The following is a 19,030-nucleotide window of genomic DNA, read 5'->3' on the forward strand; positions in this document are numbered from 1 at the left end:
CGTACGCACCTTGTGTCTCCTGGCATGGCAGCCGCTGCTGCGCTGACCGGTCGCCTGACCGATGTTCGTGAACTGATTTAAGGAACCAAAATCATGGAAAAGTTTGAAAAACTCACCGGGATTGCGGCGCCTATGCCGTTGGTCAACATCGACACTGATATGATCATCCCAAAAATCTTTTTGAAATCAATCGCGCGTACGGGTTTTGGTAAAAACCTGTTTGATGAGATGCGTTTCAATCGTGATGGCACCGAGATCGAAGATTTCGTTCTGAACAAACCACAGTACCGTTCTGCGGAAATCCTGATTGCGGGCGACAACTTTGGTTGTGGGTCATCGCGGGAACATGCACCTTGGGCGATTGCGGATTTCGGCATCAAATGTGTGGTCTCCACCAGCTTTGCTGACATCTTTTTCAACAACTGTTTCAAGAACGGCATCCTGCCAATCGTTCTGCCACAGGAACAAGTTGATCTGTTGATGAAGGACGCGGAAAAAGGTGCAAATGCCCGTATGACCGTTGATCTGGAAGCCCAGGAAATCACCACATCAGATGGCGACGTTGTGACGTTCAACGTTGATGCATTCAAAAAGCATTGCCTGCTTGAAGGTCTTGATGACATTGGCCTGACAATGGAAAAGAAATCGTCCATCGACGCGTTTGAAGCAAAAGCTTCGCAGGCGCGGCCCTGGGTCTGATCCTGTTTCAACACAGAAAGCTACACGGTCCGGCAGAAGTGATTCTGCCGGACCGTGGCATTTTTATGGTTAATTTTTCAGGTGGATGAAAAATTACGCCATGTGCGTTGTGATTTTTCTGTTCTGAAGCATGTATTTATGAAGGTTTGTTTAACTACTTCTTGAAAGTTCCTGTAAAAAGCGACAAAAAGAAGGCAAGTATTTTGTTTGAATTGTTTCGTGGTGCGTATTGAAATGACGTGGCTCACTCAGATCACAGAGCCCGTATCACAGGACAAGATACATTGGTCGCACAATTTACGGGCGCATATATCAGGGCTTTGGCTGTCGTTTTGCTGATCGCATCACCGACACTGGTTTTACCTGCACAAAGCCAAGAAACGGCCCAGATTGTCACCTTGGTTGCCTTGTTTTCCGCAATTCTCGTGTTTGTTGAATACGCTTCGGCCTATCCCAGCCTGATCGAATTCAGGGATGCACCACCGTTCAACCGGGTCAGGTTTGTATCGTTGCTGTTGACAGTTTTGCTGGGCGCGATCGTGGTTCGTGGCCAGTACGAAGTGACCGCACTGACGCAATTCGTAACAGCAATCGGCGCGTTGATCGGGTTTTCGATGGATTTTCCGGGCAGCCCGGTCCGGCTGGTGATCGGCATGTTTCCGGAAGACAGCGACGCCTCCAGCGTGCTTCTTATCCGGGCGCTGGTTGGGGTAAGTTACCTGATTTCTCTTATCTCTCTGGCGGTGTTCGCCATCCTGATGCGGTTGCAAAGTTGGCCTGCTAAGGATCGGGTTTTTAATGTTTGGATTAACCTGCCAACATTCGACCCTACATCTGGCGGAGACGTCGTCGCCCGCTTGCTTCGTGATGCGCGCATTAATATTTTGTTAGGATTTATCCTGCCATTCTTGATCCCGATGGCGATGAGTTCCGCTGCAATACTGTTTGATCCCGGTGCTTTATCGTCTTCGCAAACACTGATCTGGATGGTGGCGATATGGGCGTTTTTGCCTGCAAGTCTCTTTATGCGCGGCATTGCCATGGGGCGCATCGCTTACATGATCCGGGAGCAACGGCGTCAGTCTTACGAACGCTCTGTTGCAGATGGATATGTGCCTGCCTGATAATCTGCCTGTCCACAGCTGGTTGTGCGCGGGCAGATATTTTACGCATCGCAAGTTACAATGTTGGTCTAGATCGAGATGGGCCGGGGCTGTTGTTGCGTGACATATTACGTGGCGATAACGATCAGATTTCTGCCCTGACCAAGATCATTTCGCAGGTGTCCCCAGATATTTTGGTGTTGCAGAAATTTGACTACGATCATGATTTAGAGGCGTTGACTGCATTTTCGGAAGCCCTAGAAGATGCCGGTGTGGCTTATCCATATCTTTTTGCCAGAATGCCGAATGCGGGAATGGCGACTGGGTTGGATCTTGACGGCGATGGGTACACAGGTGATGCCAGCGATGCCCAAGGGTTCGGCCGTTTTGCCGGGAATGGTGGAATGGCAGTTATGTCCAAGCTGCCACTGCAGACCGATGACATGCGGGATTTCAGCGATTTTCTTTGGAAAGACCTACCGGGTGCAAACCAGCCTTATACATCGGATCAGTTTACGCCATCTGATATGGCTAGATCGGTTCAACGCCTTTCATCTGTGTCACATTGGGAATTGCCTGCCATGTTGCCAGACGGGAATATTCTATATCTGTGGACAATGGCGGCCGGTCCTCCAGTCTTTGATGGTCCGGAAGACAGAAACGGCCGTCGGAATCATGATGAAACTGTATTTTGGTTGCGGTTCATGGATGGGGACCTGCCCTTCATCCCTTATGGTGATGATTTCATCTTGCTTGGTGGTTTCAATTTGGACCCGGTTGATGGCGGTGGTCGGGCAGGGGCCTTGCATTCTCTTTTGTCGGATCCACGTGTGCAGGATCCGTCCCAATCTTCGATCGGGGGAATAAAAGCGTCAGTCGATCAGGGGGGGATCAATGACAGTCATCTTGGTGACCCAGCGCTAGATACCGTGGATTGGCCTGATGTTGATGGTGGGCCCGGAAATATGCGTGTGGATTATATCCTGCCGTCGGCGCATCTGAATATCGTAGATTTAGGGGTATTTTGGCCGGAAGACGGATCAGGAAATGAGGCATCGACACATCGCTTGATCTGGGTGGATATCGCGTTTTAGCGCAGTATTCTTGACCTCCCTCGTGACAAACGCTACTCGGGTGCAACGCAGATTTATATGATCGGATACCCCATGAGCAACCCATCAGTTCTTATTCTTCCAGGTGACGGCATCGGCCAGGAAGTTATGGTCGAAGTACGTAAAATTATCAGCTGGTTTGGTGATAAACGCGGGCTGACTTTTGATGTGTTCGAAGACCTTGTGGGTGGTGCTGCATACGATAAATACGGTGTGCCGCTGCATGACGATACCATGGCAAAGGCGCAGGAAGTTGACGCTGTTTTGCTGGGTGCTGTTGGCGGACCAAAATATGACGACCTTGATTTTTCAGTTAAACCTGAACGTGGCCTGCTGCGCTTGCGCAAGGAAATGGATCTCTACGCCAACCTGCGCCCGGCGCAGTGTTTTGATGCGTTGGCGGATTTTTCTTCTCTGAAGAAGGATATCGTTGCAGGCTTGGATATTATGATCGTTCGCGAACTGACATCTGGTGTGTATTTCGGCGAGCCGCGTGGCATTTTTGAAGAGGGTAACGAACGTGTCGGGATCAACACCCAGCGTTATACCGAATCTGAGATTGAACGCGCCGCCCGTTCTGCGTTTGAGATGGCGATGCGTCGTAACAAAAAACTGTGTTCCATGGAAAAAGCCAATGTCATGGAGAGCGGTATTCTGTGGCGCGATGTGGTGAACGAAGTTGCGAAAGACTACCCTGAGGTGGAACTGTCGCATATGTACGCAGACAACGGTGCGATGCAGCTGGTACGTGCACCAAAGCAGTTTGACGTGATCGTAACGGACAATCTATTTGGTGACATTCTGTCTGATTGCGCAGCGATGTTGACCGGCTCTCTGGGTATGCTGCCATCTGCAAGCCTTGGTGCGCCAATGGAAAATGGCCGTCCAAAAGCGATGTACGAACCTGTTCATGGGTCCGCGCCTGATATCATGGGGCAAGGTAAAGCCAACCCATCGGCGTGTATTCTTAGTTTTGCCATGGCGCTGCGGTATAGCTTTGATCAGGGCACCGAAGCGACCCGCCTAGAGAAAGCCGTTGAAAAAGTGTTGGCGGATGGCACGCGCACAGCTGACCTAATGCAGGCTGATGGCGGTAAGCCAGCTTCGACATCAGAAATGGGTGATGCAGTGGTTGCGGCGCTGGACGCCAGCCTCTGATTTTTAGAAGTTATGAAGATTACGAATACCGTGTCGGCCTACGCCGACACGGTATTTCTTTGATGAGATTTTAGTCAGGCATTTTCAGCGATCCCGGCATCAGATTGCTGTGCCTGGCGCCAATTCTCCAGCTCTTCGTTATCACCGGGGCTTTCGACCTGGAATGATGAAGTATTTTCGGAAAGCGTATTCACGGCCTGGCTTAGGTTTTGGGTGGCTGCATTGCTTTCTTCGAACATGGCAGCGTTCTCTTGGGTTACCTGATCCAGTTGATTGATTGCGGTATTGATTTCCTTCAGGGTGGTTGATTGTTCTCGCGAAGATGAGGAAATCTCATCAACCCTTTCGCTGATGGCTATGATCAATTTTTCGACCTCGGAAATTGTGACGCCAGCATTGCCTACCAGTTCAACCCCGTTTTTCACTTCATCCGCAGATGCTGAAATCAACTCTGCGATTTCCCGGGCCGCGTCGGATGATCTTTGCGCAAGGGCACGGACTTCGGCGGCGACAACCGCAAAACCCAAACCTGCTTCGCCCGCTCTGGCGGCTTCGACACCAGCGTTCAAAGCCAGTAGATTTGTCTGGAACGAAATCTCATCAATGACACCAATGATGCGGGAAATCTTGGATGAACTATCAGAAATTTTTTCCATCGCGGCTTTGGTATCGCTCATCACGGATGCGCTTTTCTGGGCGGAATCCTTTGTGTCGTGAGACATACGTTTGGCTGTTTCTGCCAGCTCTGTTGCCGAGAGAACGGATGCGGTCAGCTCATCCACGGCAGCGGCGGTTTCTTCCAGTGCGGCGGCCTGCTTTTCAGTGCGCGTTGCCAGGTCATCTGAAGCGGCCGAAATTTGCGTCACATCCCCCCGGATGGACGAAGTGTTGCTGACGATATCTTTAACGGCAGCCAGCAAAGAGGTCACAGTTGCGTTGAAATCCAGACGGATTCGTTCGAATTCTTCCGGGAAGTCTTCATTCATACTGATCGTAAGGTCGCCGGATGACAACTGTTGTAAAGAGCGGGCGATTGTTTCTACGACCTGGACGCGTCGCGTGATGTCAGTTGCAAATTTCACAACTTTAAAAGGGTTTCCATCGGCATCAAAAATTGGATTGTAGGTCGCCTGTATCCAAATTTCCTGATTGTCCTTTGTTATGCGCATAAACTCACCACCGACAAATTCCCCCTGCTTTAGGGATTGCCAGAACCTTTGATATTCATCGGATTGTCGTGTGTTGTCATCTACAAATATCCGGTGGTGCTGCCCCTGTATTTCCGACAGAGAATATCCAAGGGCATCCAGAAAATTGTCATTTGCCGTGATGATAGTGCCGTCCAGGTTAAATTCGATCACGGCCTGAGATTTCGAAATTGCGGATAGCTGACCCCGGGCATCTGCTGCAATTAACTTTTCAATTGTGATGTCAGATGCAAATTTCACAACTTTCGTGACATTTCCATCTGCGTCGAAGATTGGATTGTAGCTGGCCTGAAGCCAGATTTCGCGTCCGCCCTTTGCAAAACGTTTAAATTCTCCGGCCTGAAATTCCCCATCAGCAAGGCGTTCCCAGAACTGGCTGTAGTCGGTACTATTGGCGTATTCAGGGCCGACGAACATTTTGTGATGTTTGCCAATAATTTCATCCGCGCTATATCCCATTGCCAATTCAAAGTTCTCATTCACAGAAAGAATTGTGCCCGTTGGGGTGAACTCAATGACAGCCTGTGACTTTGAAATTGCGTCCAACTGTCCGGTGGCGTTCTGTTCGATCAGTTTGGTCTGGGTGACGTCTGTTGCAAACTTTACAATTTTCACAGGGTTCCCGTCATGGTCCAGCACAGGATTGTAAGACGCTTCGATCCAGATTGGGTCGCCGTTTTTCTTAACCCTTTCAAAGGTGTCGATGTTTGGCTTGCCACTGCCCAGTTTAGACCAGAATGTCTTATATTCGGACGAATTTGCAATACGTGGCGGAACAAAGATCCGGTGGTGTTTGCCTTTGATTTCGTCCAAAGAATATCCTACGGCCTGAAGGAAGTTATCATTTGCATCCAGAATATTTCCTTCAAGATCAAACCAGATAACAGCCTGGGCTTTGTTTAGTGCCTGTATCAATGCCGTGTTTTCCAGTGCCATGTCCTGGTTGGCATTGCCAATTCTGTTTCGCAGAAAGCCCATCAATCGTATCCTTTACCATAACTGTGGAACTTACATAAATTAAAAGGCTTAAGTATTGGTAACGACTGCTGTTCATGGTTCAGCTAAATCCCTGTGACGTCGATTGCCCTTTCGGTGTCAATGCATTCTATAGGCATCTACAGCCATGCGTATGTTCTGCCCCGCAGATCCAAGGGGCAATGGTCCGAATTCATTTGAACCAACACGATAAATGACGGTTGCCGCGGCGTTTCCTGAAGACGTGAAGGTTACGACAACATCTTCGCCATGTCGGGAAAAACCGCTTTGTAACAGGCGGCGGACGTCTTGTGGGTTACGTGTGCCGCTGGTGCCAAGATCAACAATCGCGATAATCGCCACGCCATTTTCCAGCCCTTGCAAGGCCTGTTGTTCACGGGTGATTGCCAAAGGTGCAGCGCGGCCGGTGTATTTAAACCAAACTGCGCTAAGGGTGGCCGGTGCTGCTAGAAAAACAAAGACAAGAACCAACGTCAGGATCTTATTTTCAGAACGTCTGACAACAATTCTGGGGGTGGTGCCGGGTGCATCTGGCATGCGAAATCTCCGTCCGAGGTTTCGCTAGTGTATCCCGGGGGCATTTTAATATGGTTAATGCCCCCGGGTGTCTTTCATTACAGCTGGATATCAGGAGCGAACGAGTTTCTCGTAGCTTTCTGAAATATCGCGGGCGATATCGCCCACTTCAAAGGTGTAATCACCGATCTGGCCAACAGGCGTAACCTCTGCTGCGGAACCGGTCAGCCAACATTGTTCGAAATCAGCCAGTTCTTCAGGCATGATGTGGCGAACATTTACCTTGATGCCTTTTTCTTCAAGCATCCCAATCACAGTCTGGCGGGTCAAACCATTCAAGATCGCATCCGGCAGGGGTGTGTGCACTTCGCCGTCTTTCACGAAAAAGATATTCGCGCCTGTCGCCTCGGCCACATAGCCGCGATAATCCAAGAACAATGCGTCGGAACAGCCTTTGGCCTCTGCTGCGTGCTTGGACATGGTGCAGATCATGTAAAGGCCTGCGGCTTTGGCTGCAGTTGGAATGGTTTCTGGGCTTGGGCGTTTCCATTTCGCGATGTCAAGCTTTGCGCCCTTCATCTTGGCATCGCCATAATAATTGCCCCAAGACCAGGCAACAACAGCCATACGCACAGGATTGCGCGCCGCTGAGACACCCATATCTTCGCCAGAACCACGCCAAGCAACAACACGTACATAGGCATCGGTCAGGCCATTGGCCGCAACGACTTCTGCTTTTGCTGTTTCGATTTCATCTACGGTGTAAGGGATGGGCATATCCATCAGTTCACCGGATTTGTGAAGGCGTTCAGAGTGCTTGCGCGACAGGAAGATCTTGCCGTCATAGACGCGCTCGCCCTCAAACACAGACGAAGCGTAGTGCAACCCATGGGTGAGAATATGGACATTGGCATCGCGCCATTCAATCAGCTTGCCATCCATCCAGATTTTGCCGTCGCGGTCATCATAGCCGGTCATTGCTTTGGTCCTTATCAGTTTCCCGACATTGCTGTGGGATTTTGCGAAAGTTACGCGAAAAGGTCCGGTTCGGACATTTTATTGCGTAAAAAGTGATGATTGGTACGAATTGATTCTTGGAAAGTCAACATAGCTGACATAAAATCGTAAAAAATGTGATGAAGCATCGGTAAAGAGGATCGTGCATGGATGACACCCCGGGATCAGATGCGTTAGATGGCGGCGGGCTGCTGTTTCTGACGGATGAACAGCTGCTGAAAGGCAGCGAAGCGATGTTCTTTGCCTATCGTGGCTTTACGGCGGATCCAGACCGTATTCTTGCCGATAGCGGATATGGGCGGGCGCATCACCGGGCGATTCACTTTGTCGGGCGCACTCCGGGAACAACGGTGAATAATTTGCTTGCCATTCTAGGCGTGACCAAACAAAGCCTGAACCGCGTGTTGCGATCTTTGATCGAAGACGGTCTGGTGGAAAGCCGTGTCGGCACGAAAGACAAACGTGAACGGCACCTGTTTTTGACGGAAACTGGCAATGCGCTGGATCGGTCTTTGTCAGATGCACAGCGTGCGCGGATGCGTGCAGCTTATTCCGCCGCAGGTCCTGAGGCTGTGCAGGGCTTTCGCAAAGTGCTAGAAGCAATGATGGATCCGGATATGAGACGCCGGTTTAATCGTATGCGCGAGGGTGAAAACCGATGAACAATGACGCTCATCTGCTTATTGTAGACGATGATGAACGTATTCGGACGCTTTTGCAGAAGTTTTTGATTCGAAATGGTTTTCTTGTTTCGACCGCCCGGGATGCCGCGCATGCACGCAAAATTCTGTCGGGGTTGGAATTTGACCTGATCATTATGGATGTGATGATGCAGGGCGAAGATGGCATCACGCTGACCCGCAGTTTACGTGATACACTGAAAACGCCGATTATTCTGCTGACAGCGCGGGGCGAAACAGAAGACCGTATTCAGGGGCTTGAGGCAGGCGCCGATGACTATCTTGCGAAACCGTTTGAGCCGCGCGAACTTTTGTTGCGGGTAAATGCAATTCTGCGACGCGCGCCGGCAGAACAGACGCAAAATCAGGGGCCAAAGGTTCTAAACCTTGGCCCAGTGCGCTACGATGTGGACCGGGGGGAGATGTGGCAGGGCGAAGGGCTTGTGCGATTGACCGCGACGGAAAGCCAGTTGATGCGAATCTTTTCAGAAAAAAGCGGCTCCGCTGTCAGCCGTGCGCAACTGGTCGAAGATCTAGGTCGGTCCGGTGGACAGGCGCAGGAACGGGCCGTTGATGTGCAAATCACACGTCTGCGCCGCAAGATCGAAGCTGACCCGAAACAACCGCGCTACCTTCAGACCGTGCGCGGTGAAGGGTATATGTTGGCGCCGGATTGATATCGCTTCAGGAATATAGTTCTGACACGCCTTGTGTGGTATTATTGGGTGGTATTGTCGGGAGGGTATTATGAACGATGGGTTTGATAAGGGACGTATGGGTTCGGATGGATCGGTCTCACGTAATGTGGATCAAATAGCGATTCAGCTGGCGCATACCAAAATTGAATACGAAAAAATGATTTCTGTACTGGAGCGTCGCATAGAGCAAGCGATAGAGCAGGAAAATGTCGTCGATAAATATACGAGATATTTGTTTCGCATGATCGCTGCCACGGCAGTTGTTATTACCTTGATTGTCGGTTTGGTTGGGTATGTTGGTGGCAATCATATCGCTGACATATTGAGCGCGATGAAAGAGACCCAGTCAGATACTAGTGCTCTTGCGCAAGAGGTGACTTTGAGTGTCAAGGCAACAACAGGGCATACCGAAAATATAGAAGAAATATTGAGGGCGATTGCGAAATCTACAGGTGCCATTAATTAGATGTTCTTGAAAACGCTGGGAATACGATATTGAAGACAGCATTTATTACACATGCGGAATGTGACGGGCATGTCACGCCTTCGGGGCATCCGGAACAGGTGGCGCGTCTGGAGATCATCCGTGACGTGTTGGCTGGGTATGACCTGCATGCTGAGGACGCGCCATTGGGGCGGATGGAGGACATTTTACGGTGTCATCCGCAACATTATATTGATCGTATTGAACGCGCAGTGCCCGAAAGTGGCTGGAATACGTTGGATGGTGACACCCATATGGCGCCCGGATCGCATCAAGCGGCCTTGCGTGGTGTTGGTGGGGTGACGCGCGCCGTTGATATGGTTCTGAATGGGGAGGCCGGCAATGCCTTTGTCGCCAGCCGCCCGCCTGGTCATCACGCAGAAACTGAAACGGCTATGGGGTTCTGCCTGTTCGGCAATGCGGCGATTGCCGCGAAATACGCGTTGGATCATCACGGGCTGAATAAAGTCGCGGTGCTGGATTTTGACGTACACCATGGCAACGGCACCCAGGATCTGTTGTGGAATGAACCGCGCGCAATCTTTGTGTCGTCCCATCAGATGCCTCTGTATCCTGGCTCTGGCGGGCGCAATGAACGTGGCGCACACGGGCAGATGCTGAATATCCCATTGGAAAGTGGTACGGGCAGCGTGGAAATGCGTGCGGCTTGGGCGCATCGTGTGATGCCGATGTTGGAACGCGAAGCACCAGAGTTGATCATCATTTCCGCCGGTTTTGACGCCCACGAACGTGATCCTCTGGCCGGGCTGAACTGGCAGACGGAAGATTTCGCCTGGATCACACGTGAAATATGTCAGGTGGCGCAAAAGGTCTGCGCGGGCAGGGTGGTGTCCACCTTAGAAGGCGGTTATGATCTGAAAGCCCTGGGTGAGGCATGCGCCGCCCATGTACAGGAATTGATGGAGCACGCGACATGAGCGAAACAGCCGTTACCGAGATGAGTTTTGAAGAGGCCATGGCCGCGCTGGAAGGCGTTGTTGGCCAATTGGAACGGGGTGATGTGCCGCTTGATCAGTCGATCTCATTGTATGAACGCGGTGCGGAACTGAAGAAACACTGTGAAACCAAACTGCGCGAAGCTGAAGAAAAAGTGGCCAAAATCACCCTTGGTCCAGACGGGGCCGCACAGGGCACCGAGGCGCTTTAAGTGTTTCAGGAACAGTTAAAACAAGATGCACAACGCACGCAGGCCTGTTTGCAGGCCGTGATGCATGGGCTGCATTCTGTGCCGGTCAATGCTGCGATGCATTATGCGGTGGATGGCGGCAAAGGCCTGCGCGGGTTTCTCGTGCAGGAAAGCGCGCGTCTGTACGAGATTGCCCCCGAACAATCTGTCTATGCCGCCGCTGCGGTTGAAGCCCTGCATGCCTATTCTCTGGTGCATGACGATCTGCCTGCAATGGATAACGATGATCTGCGCCGTGGCCGTGCGACGGTGCATGTGAAATGGGATGATGCCACCGCGATCCTTGCGGGGGATGCGTTGCAGACGTTGGCGTTTGAACTGCTGACCTGGGCTGAAATCGGATCCGCGAACGTGCGCTTGAACCTTGTGACAGAACTGGCCCGGGCCGCGGGTGCACGGGGAATGGTTCTTGGCCAAGCACAGGATATCGCCGCTGAAACCGCCAAAACACCCCTTAGCCTTGATGAAATCACTGAACTGCAGGGCAACAAAACCGGTGCATTGATCCGCTGGTCCGCTGAGGCAGGTGCGATCATGGCCGAACGCAACCGCGAACCTTTGCGGCAATACGCCAATGCGCTGGGTCTGGCTTTCCAGATTGCCGATGACATCCTGGATGTGGAAGGTGATGCGGCGAAAACTGGCAAGCGTGTGAATAAAGATGCGGACGCGGGCAAGGCCACATTTGTATCCCTTCTGGGGTTGGATGGTGCGAAAACCCGTGCGCGTGACCTTGTCGCAGAAGCCTGTGACGCCCTTGACGGTTATGGTGACAAAGCCGCAAACTTGCGCCAGGCGGCAGAGTTCGTTATTGCCCGCGACAGCTAATCCATCAGGATAAACGCCATGAGCGAAGACACAAATCCACGCCCTCAGACACCGCTGCTTGACCGGGTGAAAACCCCTGCGGACATGAAGACCATGTCCGATGCCGAGTTAAAGCAACTGGCGCATGAACTGCGTCAGGAAACGATCTCGGCCGTTTCTGAAACCGGTGGCCATCTGGGTGCTGGTCTTGGTGTGGTGGAACTGACTGTTGCACTACATGCGATCTTTGACACGCCTAAGGATCGTCTGATCTGGGATGTGGGCCATCAATGTTATCCGCATAAGATCATCACCGGTCGTCGTGATCGTATCCGCACCCTGCGTATGGAAAGCGGGTTGTCTGGTTTCACCAAACGCACCGAAAGCGCCTATGATCCGTTCGGTGCCGGGCATTCTTCGACCTCGATTTCTGCGGCTCTGGGTTTTGCAGTTGCCCGCGATCTAGGGGGGGCACCGGATCATGGCCTGGGCGATGCGATCGCGGTGATTGGGGATGGATCGATTTCTGCAGGCATGGCCTATGAGGCGATGAACAACGCCGGACATCTGGGCAAACGTCTGTTTGTGATCCTGAATGACAACGAAATGTCGATTGCGCCGCCTGTTGGCGCAATGTCATCTTATTTGTCCCAGCTATATGCTGGCGCACCGTTCCAAGAGTTGAAATCAGCCGCCCGTGGCGCAGTCAGCCTGCTGCCCGAACCGTTCCGCGAAGGCGCGAAACGTGCCAAAGATATGCTGAAAGGTATGACCGTTGGCGGCACTTTGTTCGAAGCGCTTGGTTTCTCTTACGTGGGTCCGATTGATGGTCATGATATGGATCAGTTGCTGCCTGTTCTGCGTACAGTGCATGAACGCGCGACGGGGCCGATGCTGATCCATGTGACCACGAAAAAGGGCAAAGGATACGGTCCGGCTGAAATGGCCGCTGACAAAGGTCACGCGACCGCGCAGTTTAACGTATTGACGGGTAAACAGAAAAAGACCCCTTCAAATGCGCCAAGCTATACAAAAGTATTTGGCGATGCTTTGGTGAAACATGCCGCTGAAGATGATAAAATTTGCGCTGTGACCGCTGCGATGCCGGATGGTACTGGTCTGAACCTGATGGCAGAACGATATCCCAGCCGGTGTTTTGACGTCGCGATTGCCGAACAACATGGGGTGACATTTGCAGCCGCTCTGGCCGCTGGCGGAATGAAACCATTCTGTGCGATGTATTCGACCTTCTTGCAACGTGGCTATGATCAGGTGGTGCATGATGTGGCGGTGCAGGGCCTGCCCGTGCGCTTTGCCATCGACCGTGCAGGGCTTGTCGGAAATGACGGCGCGACCCATGCGGGCAGTTTTGACATAGCCTTCCTCACGAACCTGCCGGGTTTTGTGGTGATGGCCGCGGCGGATGAGGTCGAACTGATGCATATGGTGGCCACCGCCGCCGCCCATGATACTGGCCCGATTGCCTTTCGCTATCCGCGAGGCGAAGGTGTGGGCGTTGATCTGCCTGAACGCGGCGAAGTTCTGGAAATCGGGAAGGGACGTCGCGTGCAGGAAGGCGCAAAAGTCGCAATTCTATCCTTTGGCACCCGTCTGTCAGAGGTGATGAAAGCCTGCGAATCCTTGTCTGCAAAAGGCATCACGCCGACGGTCGCTGATGCACGTTTTGCCAAACCTTTGGACAAGGATATGATCCTTGATCTTGCGACAAACCACGAAGCGCTGATCGCCATAGAAGAAGGTTCTGTTGGCGGCTTTGGCAGTCACGTGGCGCAGATGCTTCTGAATGAAGGCGCATTGGATGGTGGTTTGAAATATAGGTCTATGACATTGCCGGATGTCTTCGAAGATCACGCCTCGCCAAACGCGATGTATGAAGCTTCGGGTCTGAATGCGTCCGGGATTGAGGCGAAAGTTCTTGAAGTTCTGGGCGTCGCCGACATCGCCAGCAAACGCGCCTGATATTTGATCAACCCTGCACCGGCTCTGGTCCGGTGCAAGGTTTCATGTGGATCCGTTCGGATCCTTCAGCTTTTGCAGGCGGCTTTGATCGCGCTGATATTGGTGCCGTAAGGTGTCGGGTTTTCGACTGAACCACCTTTAAACACGGCAGAGCCAGCAACCAGAACGTCTGCACCAGCGGCGCGCACCAGAGGTGCCGTTTCAGGTGTCACGCCACCGTCGATTTCAATGTGGATCGGACGATCGCCAATCATAGACCGCAGTTCCGCAACTTTTTCGACGCATCCATGGATGAATTTTTGCCCGCCAAAACCGGGGTTTACGGTCATCACGCAAATCAGATCGACCATGTCAAGTAAGGGTGCGACGGCGGATGCAGGTGTGCCCGGGTTCAGCGCAATGCCAGCTTTCGCCCCGGCGCCACGAATGGCCTGCAGGGTACGGTGTGTATGCGCGCCGGCTTCGACATGCACAGTGATGTAATCTGCACCTGATGCAGCGAAAGCATCGATATAGGCATCCACCGGTGAAATCATCAGATGCACATCCATCACAGTCTTGATATGTGGGCGAATTGCTTTGCAGGTGTCGGGGCCAAAGGTGATATTCGGTACGAAATGGCCGTCCATCACATCTACATGGATCCAGTCAGCGCCCTGGGCTTCTACAGCCTGAATTTCTTGGCCGAAATTTGCAAAATCTGCGGACAGAATCGATGGGGCAATCTTGAGGGAACGATCGAAGGACATGGCAGCTCTCCTGAGAGGGTGAATTTTCCTCTCCATACACGATTTCGCCCACGAAGGAAGCAAGATGCAGGAATTTCCAGAAGAATTGACCAAATAGTCAGAAAGGCGTCGGCCTGTTCGCTGTCAGCTTGCAATGTTTGCGCTGTCATGACATTTTCACGCTTTACGCCTTGCCAGGGAAGACACCTGAAATGCAAACCGAAGTCACATCTACCGCAACTGATCTCTCCACAACTGAGGCGGGCCTGCCCCAGTTGCATGAACCCCGTAACCCGGGCACAGACCTTGATCTGGATCGTGTTCTGGCCGTGCAGGTGAATACCTCTGCTGTGGAACGTCGCTGTGCCACTCTGCCTGGCCGTCGGTCCGTGAAGAAAGATTACCAAGCGGCCTGGCTTTTGAAAGCGGTCTCCATGATCGACCTGACAACCCTGTCCGGCGATGACACCGAAGGCCGTGTGCGCCGTCTTTGTGCCAAGGCGCGTCAGCCCGTCTCAAAAGGCATGTTGTCTGATCTCGGAATGACGGGTCTGACAACGGGTGCTGTCTGCGTGTATCACGATATGATTGAAACCGCTGTTTCCGCTTTGAAAGGTACAGGCATCCCTGTTGCTGCGGTGTCTACCGGCTTCCCTGCGGGCCTGTCGCCGTTTCATCTGCGTGTTGCCGAGATTGAAGAAAGCGTCAAAGCCGGTGCCGAGGAAATCGACATCGTCATTTCCCGCCGCCATGTGCTGACCCAGAATTGGCAGGCGTTGTATGATGAAATGCGTGAATTTCGCCGCGCCTGTGGTGACGCCCATGTCAAAGCGATCCTAGCCACCGGCGAGCTTGGATCTTTGCGCAATGTTGCGCGCGCATCTCAGATTTGCATGATGGCCGGCGCCGATTTCATTAAGACATCCACCGGTAAGGAAAGCGTCAACGCCACCTTACCTGTCAGCCTTGTGATGATCCGTGCGATCCGCGACTATTACGACTGGACCGGGTTTCGCGTGGGTTACAAACCTGCAGGCGGTATTTCCAAAGCGAAAGACGCGATTACCTATCTTGCTCTGATCAAAGAAGAGCTTGGTGATCGTTGGTTGCAACCTGACCTGTTCCGTTTTGGGGCGTCTTCGCTGTTGGGCGATATTGAACGCCAACTCGAACATCACCTCACCGGCCGCTACTCCGCCGCCAACCGCCATGCCATCGGGTAAGGACAGAATTATGACCATCGCAGAGATTTTCAACACTATGGATTATGGCACGGCCCCTGAAGGCAATAAAGAAGCACTCGCTTGGCTGGAATGTCACGGGCATTCCTTTGGCCATTTCATCAATGGTAAATTCACAGACGCCACCGCCGGTTTCAAAAGCCACAATCCGGCGAATGGCACCTTTCTGGCGGATTTGTCTGAAGGCAGCACTGACGACGTGAACGACGCCGTGAAGGCCGCGTGCAAAGCGCAGGCTGCTTGGGCTAAAACATCCGGGCATAAACGGGCAAAAGTGCTTTATGCCATAGCGCGCCTTGTGCAGAAACATTCTCGCATTCTCGCGGTGCTGGAAACCATGGACAACGGCAAACCAATCCGGGAAAGCCGCGACATCGATGTGCCTTTGGTGGCACGCCATTTCTATTACCACGCGGGCATGGCGCAGCTGGCCGACACGGAAATGCAAGGCCGCACGGCCCTGGGTGTTTGTGGTCAGGTCATCCCTTGGAACTTCCCGCTGTTGATGCTCGCCTGGAAAGTCGCACCGGCCCTGGCCATGGGCAATACCGTGGTTCTGAAACCCGCGGAATACACGTCGCTGACCGCGCTATTTTTTGCTGAAATCTGCCAGCAGGCGGGTGTTCCTGCCGGTGTCGTCAACATCGTCACCGGCCATGGCGCCACGGGCGAAGCCATCGTCACCCATGACGACGTGGACAAAGTCGCCTTCACGGGGTCCACCGCTGTTGGCCGCCGCATTCGTGAATTGACCGCCGGTTCTGGCAAGGCGCTGACCCTGGAACTGGGCGGAAAATCTCCCTACATCGTCTTTGATGACGCGGATATCGACAGTGCGGTTGAAGGGCTTGTGGACGCGATCTGGTTTAACCAGGGTCAGGTCTGCTGTGCTGGCTCCCGCCTATTGGTGCAGGAAGGGATTGCTGACACATTCTACGCCAAACTGCGCGCCCGCATGGATAAACTGCGCATCGGCGATCCACTGGACAAATGCATCGATGTTGGTGCGATTGTCGATCAACGCCAACTGACCCGCATTACCGATTTGGTAAACGCGCATGGCGATGAGGGTGACGTTTTTCAGGCGTCATGTGATCTACCAGACGGCGGATGCTATTACCCGCCCACCTTGATCACTGGGCTGCACGCGGCAGCCACATTGATGCAGGAAGAAATCTTTGGCCCTGTTCTGGTTGGCACAACTTTCCGCACACCAGCGGAAGCTGTAGAAGTCGCGAATAATTCGCGTTACGGTCTCGCGGCCTCGGTCTGGACAGAGAATGTGAACCTTGCGTTGGATATCGCGCCCAAGCTGAAAGCAGGCGTGGTCTGGACAAACGCTACCAACCTATTTGATGCTGCTGCCGGTTTTGGTGGTGTACGAGAAAGTGGCTTTGGTCGTGAAGGCGGTTGGGAAGGCCTTACAGCCTACACAAAGCCTGTTTCTTTCGCGAAAAAACTCGTGCCCGTCGTGCCCCATGCTGCAGGAACCGCCAGCGCAGAGGACGTAATCGACCGCACCGCAAAAATGTATGTCGGTGGCAAGCAGGCACGCCCGGATGCGGGGCAATCTCAGGCGATCTGGTCACCTAAAGGAAAACTGCTGGGGCATGTCGGCATTGGCAGCCGCAAAGACATTCGCAACGCTGTTGAGGCCGCTGCAAAAGCGCGTTCCACATGGGGCAAAACCACAGGCCATCTACGGGCGCAGATCCTGTATTATGTCGGTGAAAACCTCTCTGCCCGTGCGGATGAATTCGCTGCCCGCCTTGATGCGATGTCGGGTAAAAAAACGGGTGCCGCCGAAGTCGAAGCCTCTGTCAGTGCACTGTTCACCGCAGCCGCATGGGCCGACAAATACGACGGCCAAGCCCACGGCGTGCCGATCCGTGGCGTGGCGCTTGCGATGAAAGAAGCCGTGGGCACCATTGGCATTCTCTGCGCCGATGACGCACCTCTACTGGGCCTTGTTACATCCACCGCCGCCGCCATGGCGATGGGGAATGCATCCGTTGCGGTCGCCTCTCATGCCTTCCCGCTGGCGGCGACGGATTTCTATCAGGTGCTGGAAACCTCTGACGTGCCTGCGGGTGTGGTGAACATCATCACCGGTGATCACGCAGAGCTTGCGAAAACCCTGGCGGATCATCTGGATGTCGATGCGGTCTGGAGCTTCTCATCAAGCAATATCTCAGCTGATATCGAGGCCCGGTCCGCAGGTAATCTGAAACGCACTTGGGTCAACAACGCCCAAACACGTGACTGGAATGATCCGGATATGCGCCCCTTCCTAGAGGCCGCAACAGAAGTCAAAAATATCTGGATCCCTTACGGCGAATAGTCGGATAAATAGGTCTAAATTAAAGCCCCGCCAGAGATTGCTCTGGCGGGGCTTTTTGATGCATTTCAGAATTTCAAATGTGGATTTTCACCCGCGAGGTTTTCCGCGCCAGGTATTCAGCCATCCGATAAACCGGCCCCAGACACCCTGGGCGCGATCCTGCGCCGCATCCACATGTTCATCGATCGCGTTCAACGTCGGATCCAGATTGCGTTCCCGGAATTGTCGCCATGCAGCACGCAAAAACAGCCAGGCAATAATCAGGAAGCTGAAGAAGAAGATGTTGAAGATTGGATAAGTCGGCGCATTTGGCCCATCCACAGGTTTGATGGAAACGGCGTTGGGGAACACTGTCAGCAGTTTGTTTCTCCAGCCATAGTGCGTGATAACAGCCCATTGTTCCTGCCCGCCGGATGCGGCCAACGCCGCAGATTCCGCCTGTAGGTTGGAACTGTCAAACTTGAAATATGGTGGCCAGATCCAGCCCGTGTCTTCATTGCGATACACCATCACTTCTTCAGATTCTCGACGGAAAAATCCCCAGATCCATGTCTTGCGGCGCACTGTGTTGATCAGGCGCATATCACGATTGGTGCCTTCGATGTTGCCACTGTCTGCCTGCGCATAGAACATTCTGTTATACCAAGAAAAATCCTGCCGAATGATCTCGGTTGAGGTTACGCGCACCACATCATGTTGCGGTAAAACGTAGTGAAAAAACCCACCCATAATTACGATCAGAAGGACTTTCAGTCCGAATTTAATTCTGTCCAGCATTGGTCCCTCAACCTGTATTGGTTACATAGAAGGCGGTGATGACAAGGATCACCGGCACAACATAAATCAGCAAAATCAGCTTCTTACGGAAGCCCTTTTCATAAGCGGCCATCCCCGCGTCGATATGGGTCTGACGGGCGGCGTCATCGCCTTGCGGGTCAGCGTCCCAGTCTTTTTCAAGGCGTTCCAGGCGCACGGAACGGGAATACCAGGACACAAGGTAATAGGCTACGGTCATGCCGAGAAAGCCGAAAATAATCAGTCTGATCAATCCCATT

At 52.8% G+C, this 19,030-nt stretch carries 19 protein-coding genes; 13 read left to right on the forward strand and 6 right to left on the reverse strand.

Going from position 1 to position 19,030, the window contains the following annotated elements:
• The first annotated feature begins 93 nt into the window (after nucleotides 1-93).
• The 4 genes from leuD to leuB all read left to right on the forward strand — a co-directional run bounded on the left by leuD (nucleotide 94) and on the right by leuB (nucleotide 4,072).
• Entirely contained in the window at nucleotides 94-699 is a 606-nt protein-coding gene (leuD, locus tag ACPGUT_RS08980) for a 3-isopropylmalate dehydratase small subunit (protein WP_423990529.1), read from the forward strand.
• Nucleotides 700-983: 284 nt separating this feature from the next.
• Nucleotides 984-1,823 carry a hypothetical protein gene (locus tag ACPGUT_RS08985; protein WP_423990531.1) on the forward strand — a complete coding sequence of 280 codons (840 nt, stop codon included), beginning with the start codon at nucleotides 984-986 and terminating at the stop codon, nucleotides 1,821-1,823.
• Nucleotides 1,824-1,870: 47 nt separating this feature from the next.
• On the forward strand, nucleotides 1,871-2,896 hold the full coding sequence (locus ACPGUT_RS08990) for an endonuclease/exonuclease/phosphatase family protein (protein WP_423990617.1): 1,026 nt from the start codon (nucleotides 1,871-1,873) through the stop codon (nucleotides 2,894-2,896).
• Between the two features lie 72 nt (nucleotides 2,897-2,968).
• Nucleotides 2,969-4,072, forward strand: coding sequence for a 3-isopropylmalate dehydrogenase (gene leuB / locus ACPGUT_RS08995; protein ID WP_423990533.1), 1,104 nt, complete (start codon nucleotides 2,969-2,971; stop codon nucleotides 4,070-4,072).
• Between the two features lie 74 nt (nucleotides 4,073-4,146).
• Here the strand turns inward: leuB and ACPGUT_RS09000 are convergent, their stop codons facing one another.
• The 3 genes from ACPGUT_RS09000 to ACPGUT_RS09010 form a co-directional block, all read right to left on the reverse strand.
• Nucleotides 4,147-6,258: a methyl-accepting chemotaxis protein gene (locus tag ACPGUT_RS09000; RefSeq protein ID WP_423990535.1), complete on the reverse strand. Its 2,112-nt coding sequence runs from the start codon at nucleotides 6,256-6,258 to the stop codon at nucleotides 4,147-4,149.
• Between the two features lie 117 nt (nucleotides 6,259-6,375).
• Entirely contained in the window at nucleotides 6,376-6,813 is a 438-nt protein-coding gene (locus tag ACPGUT_RS09005) for a hypothetical protein (protein WP_423990537.1), read from the reverse strand.
• A gap of 90 nt (nucleotides 6,814-6,903) precedes the next feature.
• Nucleotides 6,904-7,770 carry a branched-chain amino acid aminotransferase gene (locus tag ACPGUT_RS09010; RefSeq protein WP_423990539.1) on the reverse strand — a complete coding sequence of 289 codons (867 nt, stop codon included), beginning with the start codon at nucleotides 7,768-7,770 and terminating at the stop codon, nucleotides 6,904-6,906.
• A gap of 185 nt (nucleotides 7,771-7,955) precedes the next feature.
• On the opposite strand from ACPGUT_RS09010, the gene ACPGUT_RS09015 reads away from it, so the two are divergent.
• The 7 genes from ACPGUT_RS09015 to dxs all read left to right on the forward strand — a co-directional run bounded on the left by ACPGUT_RS09015 (nucleotide 7,956) and on the right by dxs (nucleotide 13,665).
• A complete protein-coding gene (locus ACPGUT_RS09015) occupies nucleotides 7,956-8,471 on the forward strand; it encodes a MarR family winged helix-turn-helix transcriptional regulator (protein ID WP_423990541.1) in 516 nt (171 codons plus the stop codon).
• Nucleotides 8,468-9,166: a response regulator gene (locus ACPGUT_RS09020; protein WP_423990543.1), complete on the forward strand. Its 699-nt coding sequence runs from the start codon at nucleotides 8,468-8,470 to the stop codon at nucleotides 9,164-9,166. Before ACPGUT_RS09015 ends, ACPGUT_RS09020 begins: the two co-directional genes overlap by 4 nt.
• 70 nt (nucleotides 9,167-9,236) lie before the next feature.
• Nucleotides 9,237-9,653 (forward strand): hypothetical protein, encoded by a 417-nt coding sequence (locus tag ACPGUT_RS09025; protein ID WP_423990545.1) that lies wholly within the window; start codon nucleotides 9,237-9,239, stop codon nucleotides 9,651-9,653.
• 29 nt (nucleotides 9,654-9,682) lie between these two features.
• Nucleotides 9,683-10,609 carry a histone deacetylase family protein gene (locus tag ACPGUT_RS09030; RefSeq protein WP_423990547.1) on the forward strand — a complete coding sequence of 309 codons (927 nt, stop codon included), beginning with the start codon at nucleotides 9,683-9,685 and terminating at the stop codon, nucleotides 10,607-10,609.
• Nucleotides 10,606-10,839 carry an exodeoxyribonuclease VII small subunit gene (locus tag ACPGUT_RS09035; protein ID WP_423990549.1) on the forward strand — a complete coding sequence of 78 codons (234 nt, stop codon included), beginning with the start codon at nucleotides 10,606-10,608 and terminating at the stop codon, nucleotides 10,837-10,839. The genes ACPGUT_RS09030 and ACPGUT_RS09035 overlap by 4 nt, the downstream gene beginning before the upstream one ends.
• A complete protein-coding gene (locus ACPGUT_RS09040) occupies nucleotides 10,840-11,706 on the forward strand; it encodes a polyprenyl synthetase family protein (RefSeq protein ID WP_423990551.1) in 867 nt (288 codons plus the stop codon).
• A gap of 18 nt (nucleotides 11,707-11,724) precedes the next feature.
• On the forward strand, nucleotides 11,725-13,665 hold the full coding sequence (dxs, locus tag ACPGUT_RS09045; protein ID WP_423990553.1) for a 1-deoxy-D-xylulose-5-phosphate synthase: 1,941 nt from the start codon (nucleotides 11,725-11,727) through the stop codon (nucleotides 13,663-13,665).
• A 65-nt stretch (nucleotides 13,666-13,730) separates the two neighbouring features.
• Here the strand turns inward: dxs and rpe are convergent, their stop codons facing one another.
• Nucleotides 13,731-14,414 (reverse strand): ribulose-phosphate 3-epimerase, encoded by a 684-nt coding sequence (rpe, locus tag ACPGUT_RS09050; RefSeq protein ID WP_423990555.1) that lies wholly within the window; start codon nucleotides 14,412-14,414, stop codon nucleotides 13,731-13,733.
• A 191-nt stretch (nucleotides 14,415-14,605) separates the two neighbouring features.
• Here rpe and deoC point away from each other — a divergent pair, with 191 nt between their 5' ends.
• Together deoC and ACPGUT_RS09060 are read left to right on the forward strand one after the other, a co-directional pair.
• Nucleotides 14,606-15,616, forward strand: coding sequence for a deoxyribose-phosphate aldolase (gene deoC, locus ACPGUT_RS09055; RefSeq protein WP_423990557.1), 1,011 nt, complete (start codon nucleotides 14,606-14,608; stop codon nucleotides 15,614-15,616).
• 10 nt (nucleotides 15,617-15,626) lie between these two features.
• A complete protein-coding gene (locus ACPGUT_RS09060) occupies nucleotides 15,627-17,975 on the forward strand; it encodes an aldehyde dehydrogenase family protein (protein WP_423990559.1) in 2,349 nt (782 codons plus the stop codon).
• Between the two features lie 87 nt (nucleotides 17,976-18,062).
• On the opposite strand, the gene ACPGUT_RS09065 is transcribed toward ACPGUT_RS09060, so the two are convergent.
• Both ACPGUT_RS09065 and ACPGUT_RS09070 read right to left on the reverse strand, forming a co-directional pair.
• Nucleotides 18,063-18,752, reverse strand: coding sequence for a DUF1523 family protein (locus ACPGUT_RS09065; RefSeq protein WP_423990561.1), 690 nt, complete (start codon nucleotides 18,750-18,752; stop codon nucleotides 18,063-18,065).
• Between the two features lie 7 nt (nucleotides 18,753-18,759).
• The gene (locus tag ACPGUT_RS09070) at nucleotides 18,760-19,029 is read right to left on the reverse strand and encodes a hypothetical protein (protein WP_423990562.1); all 270 of its coding nucleotides are present in this window, start codon (nucleotides 19,027-19,029) and stop codon (nucleotides 18,760-18,762) included.
• Between the last annotated feature and the right edge of the window lies 1 nt (nucleotide 19,030).

The organism is Halocynthiibacter sp. (assembly GCF_049608145.1).
Classification (GTDB): domain Bacteria; phylum Pseudomonadota; class Alphaproteobacteria; order Rhodobacterales; family Rhodobacteraceae; genus Halocynthiibacter.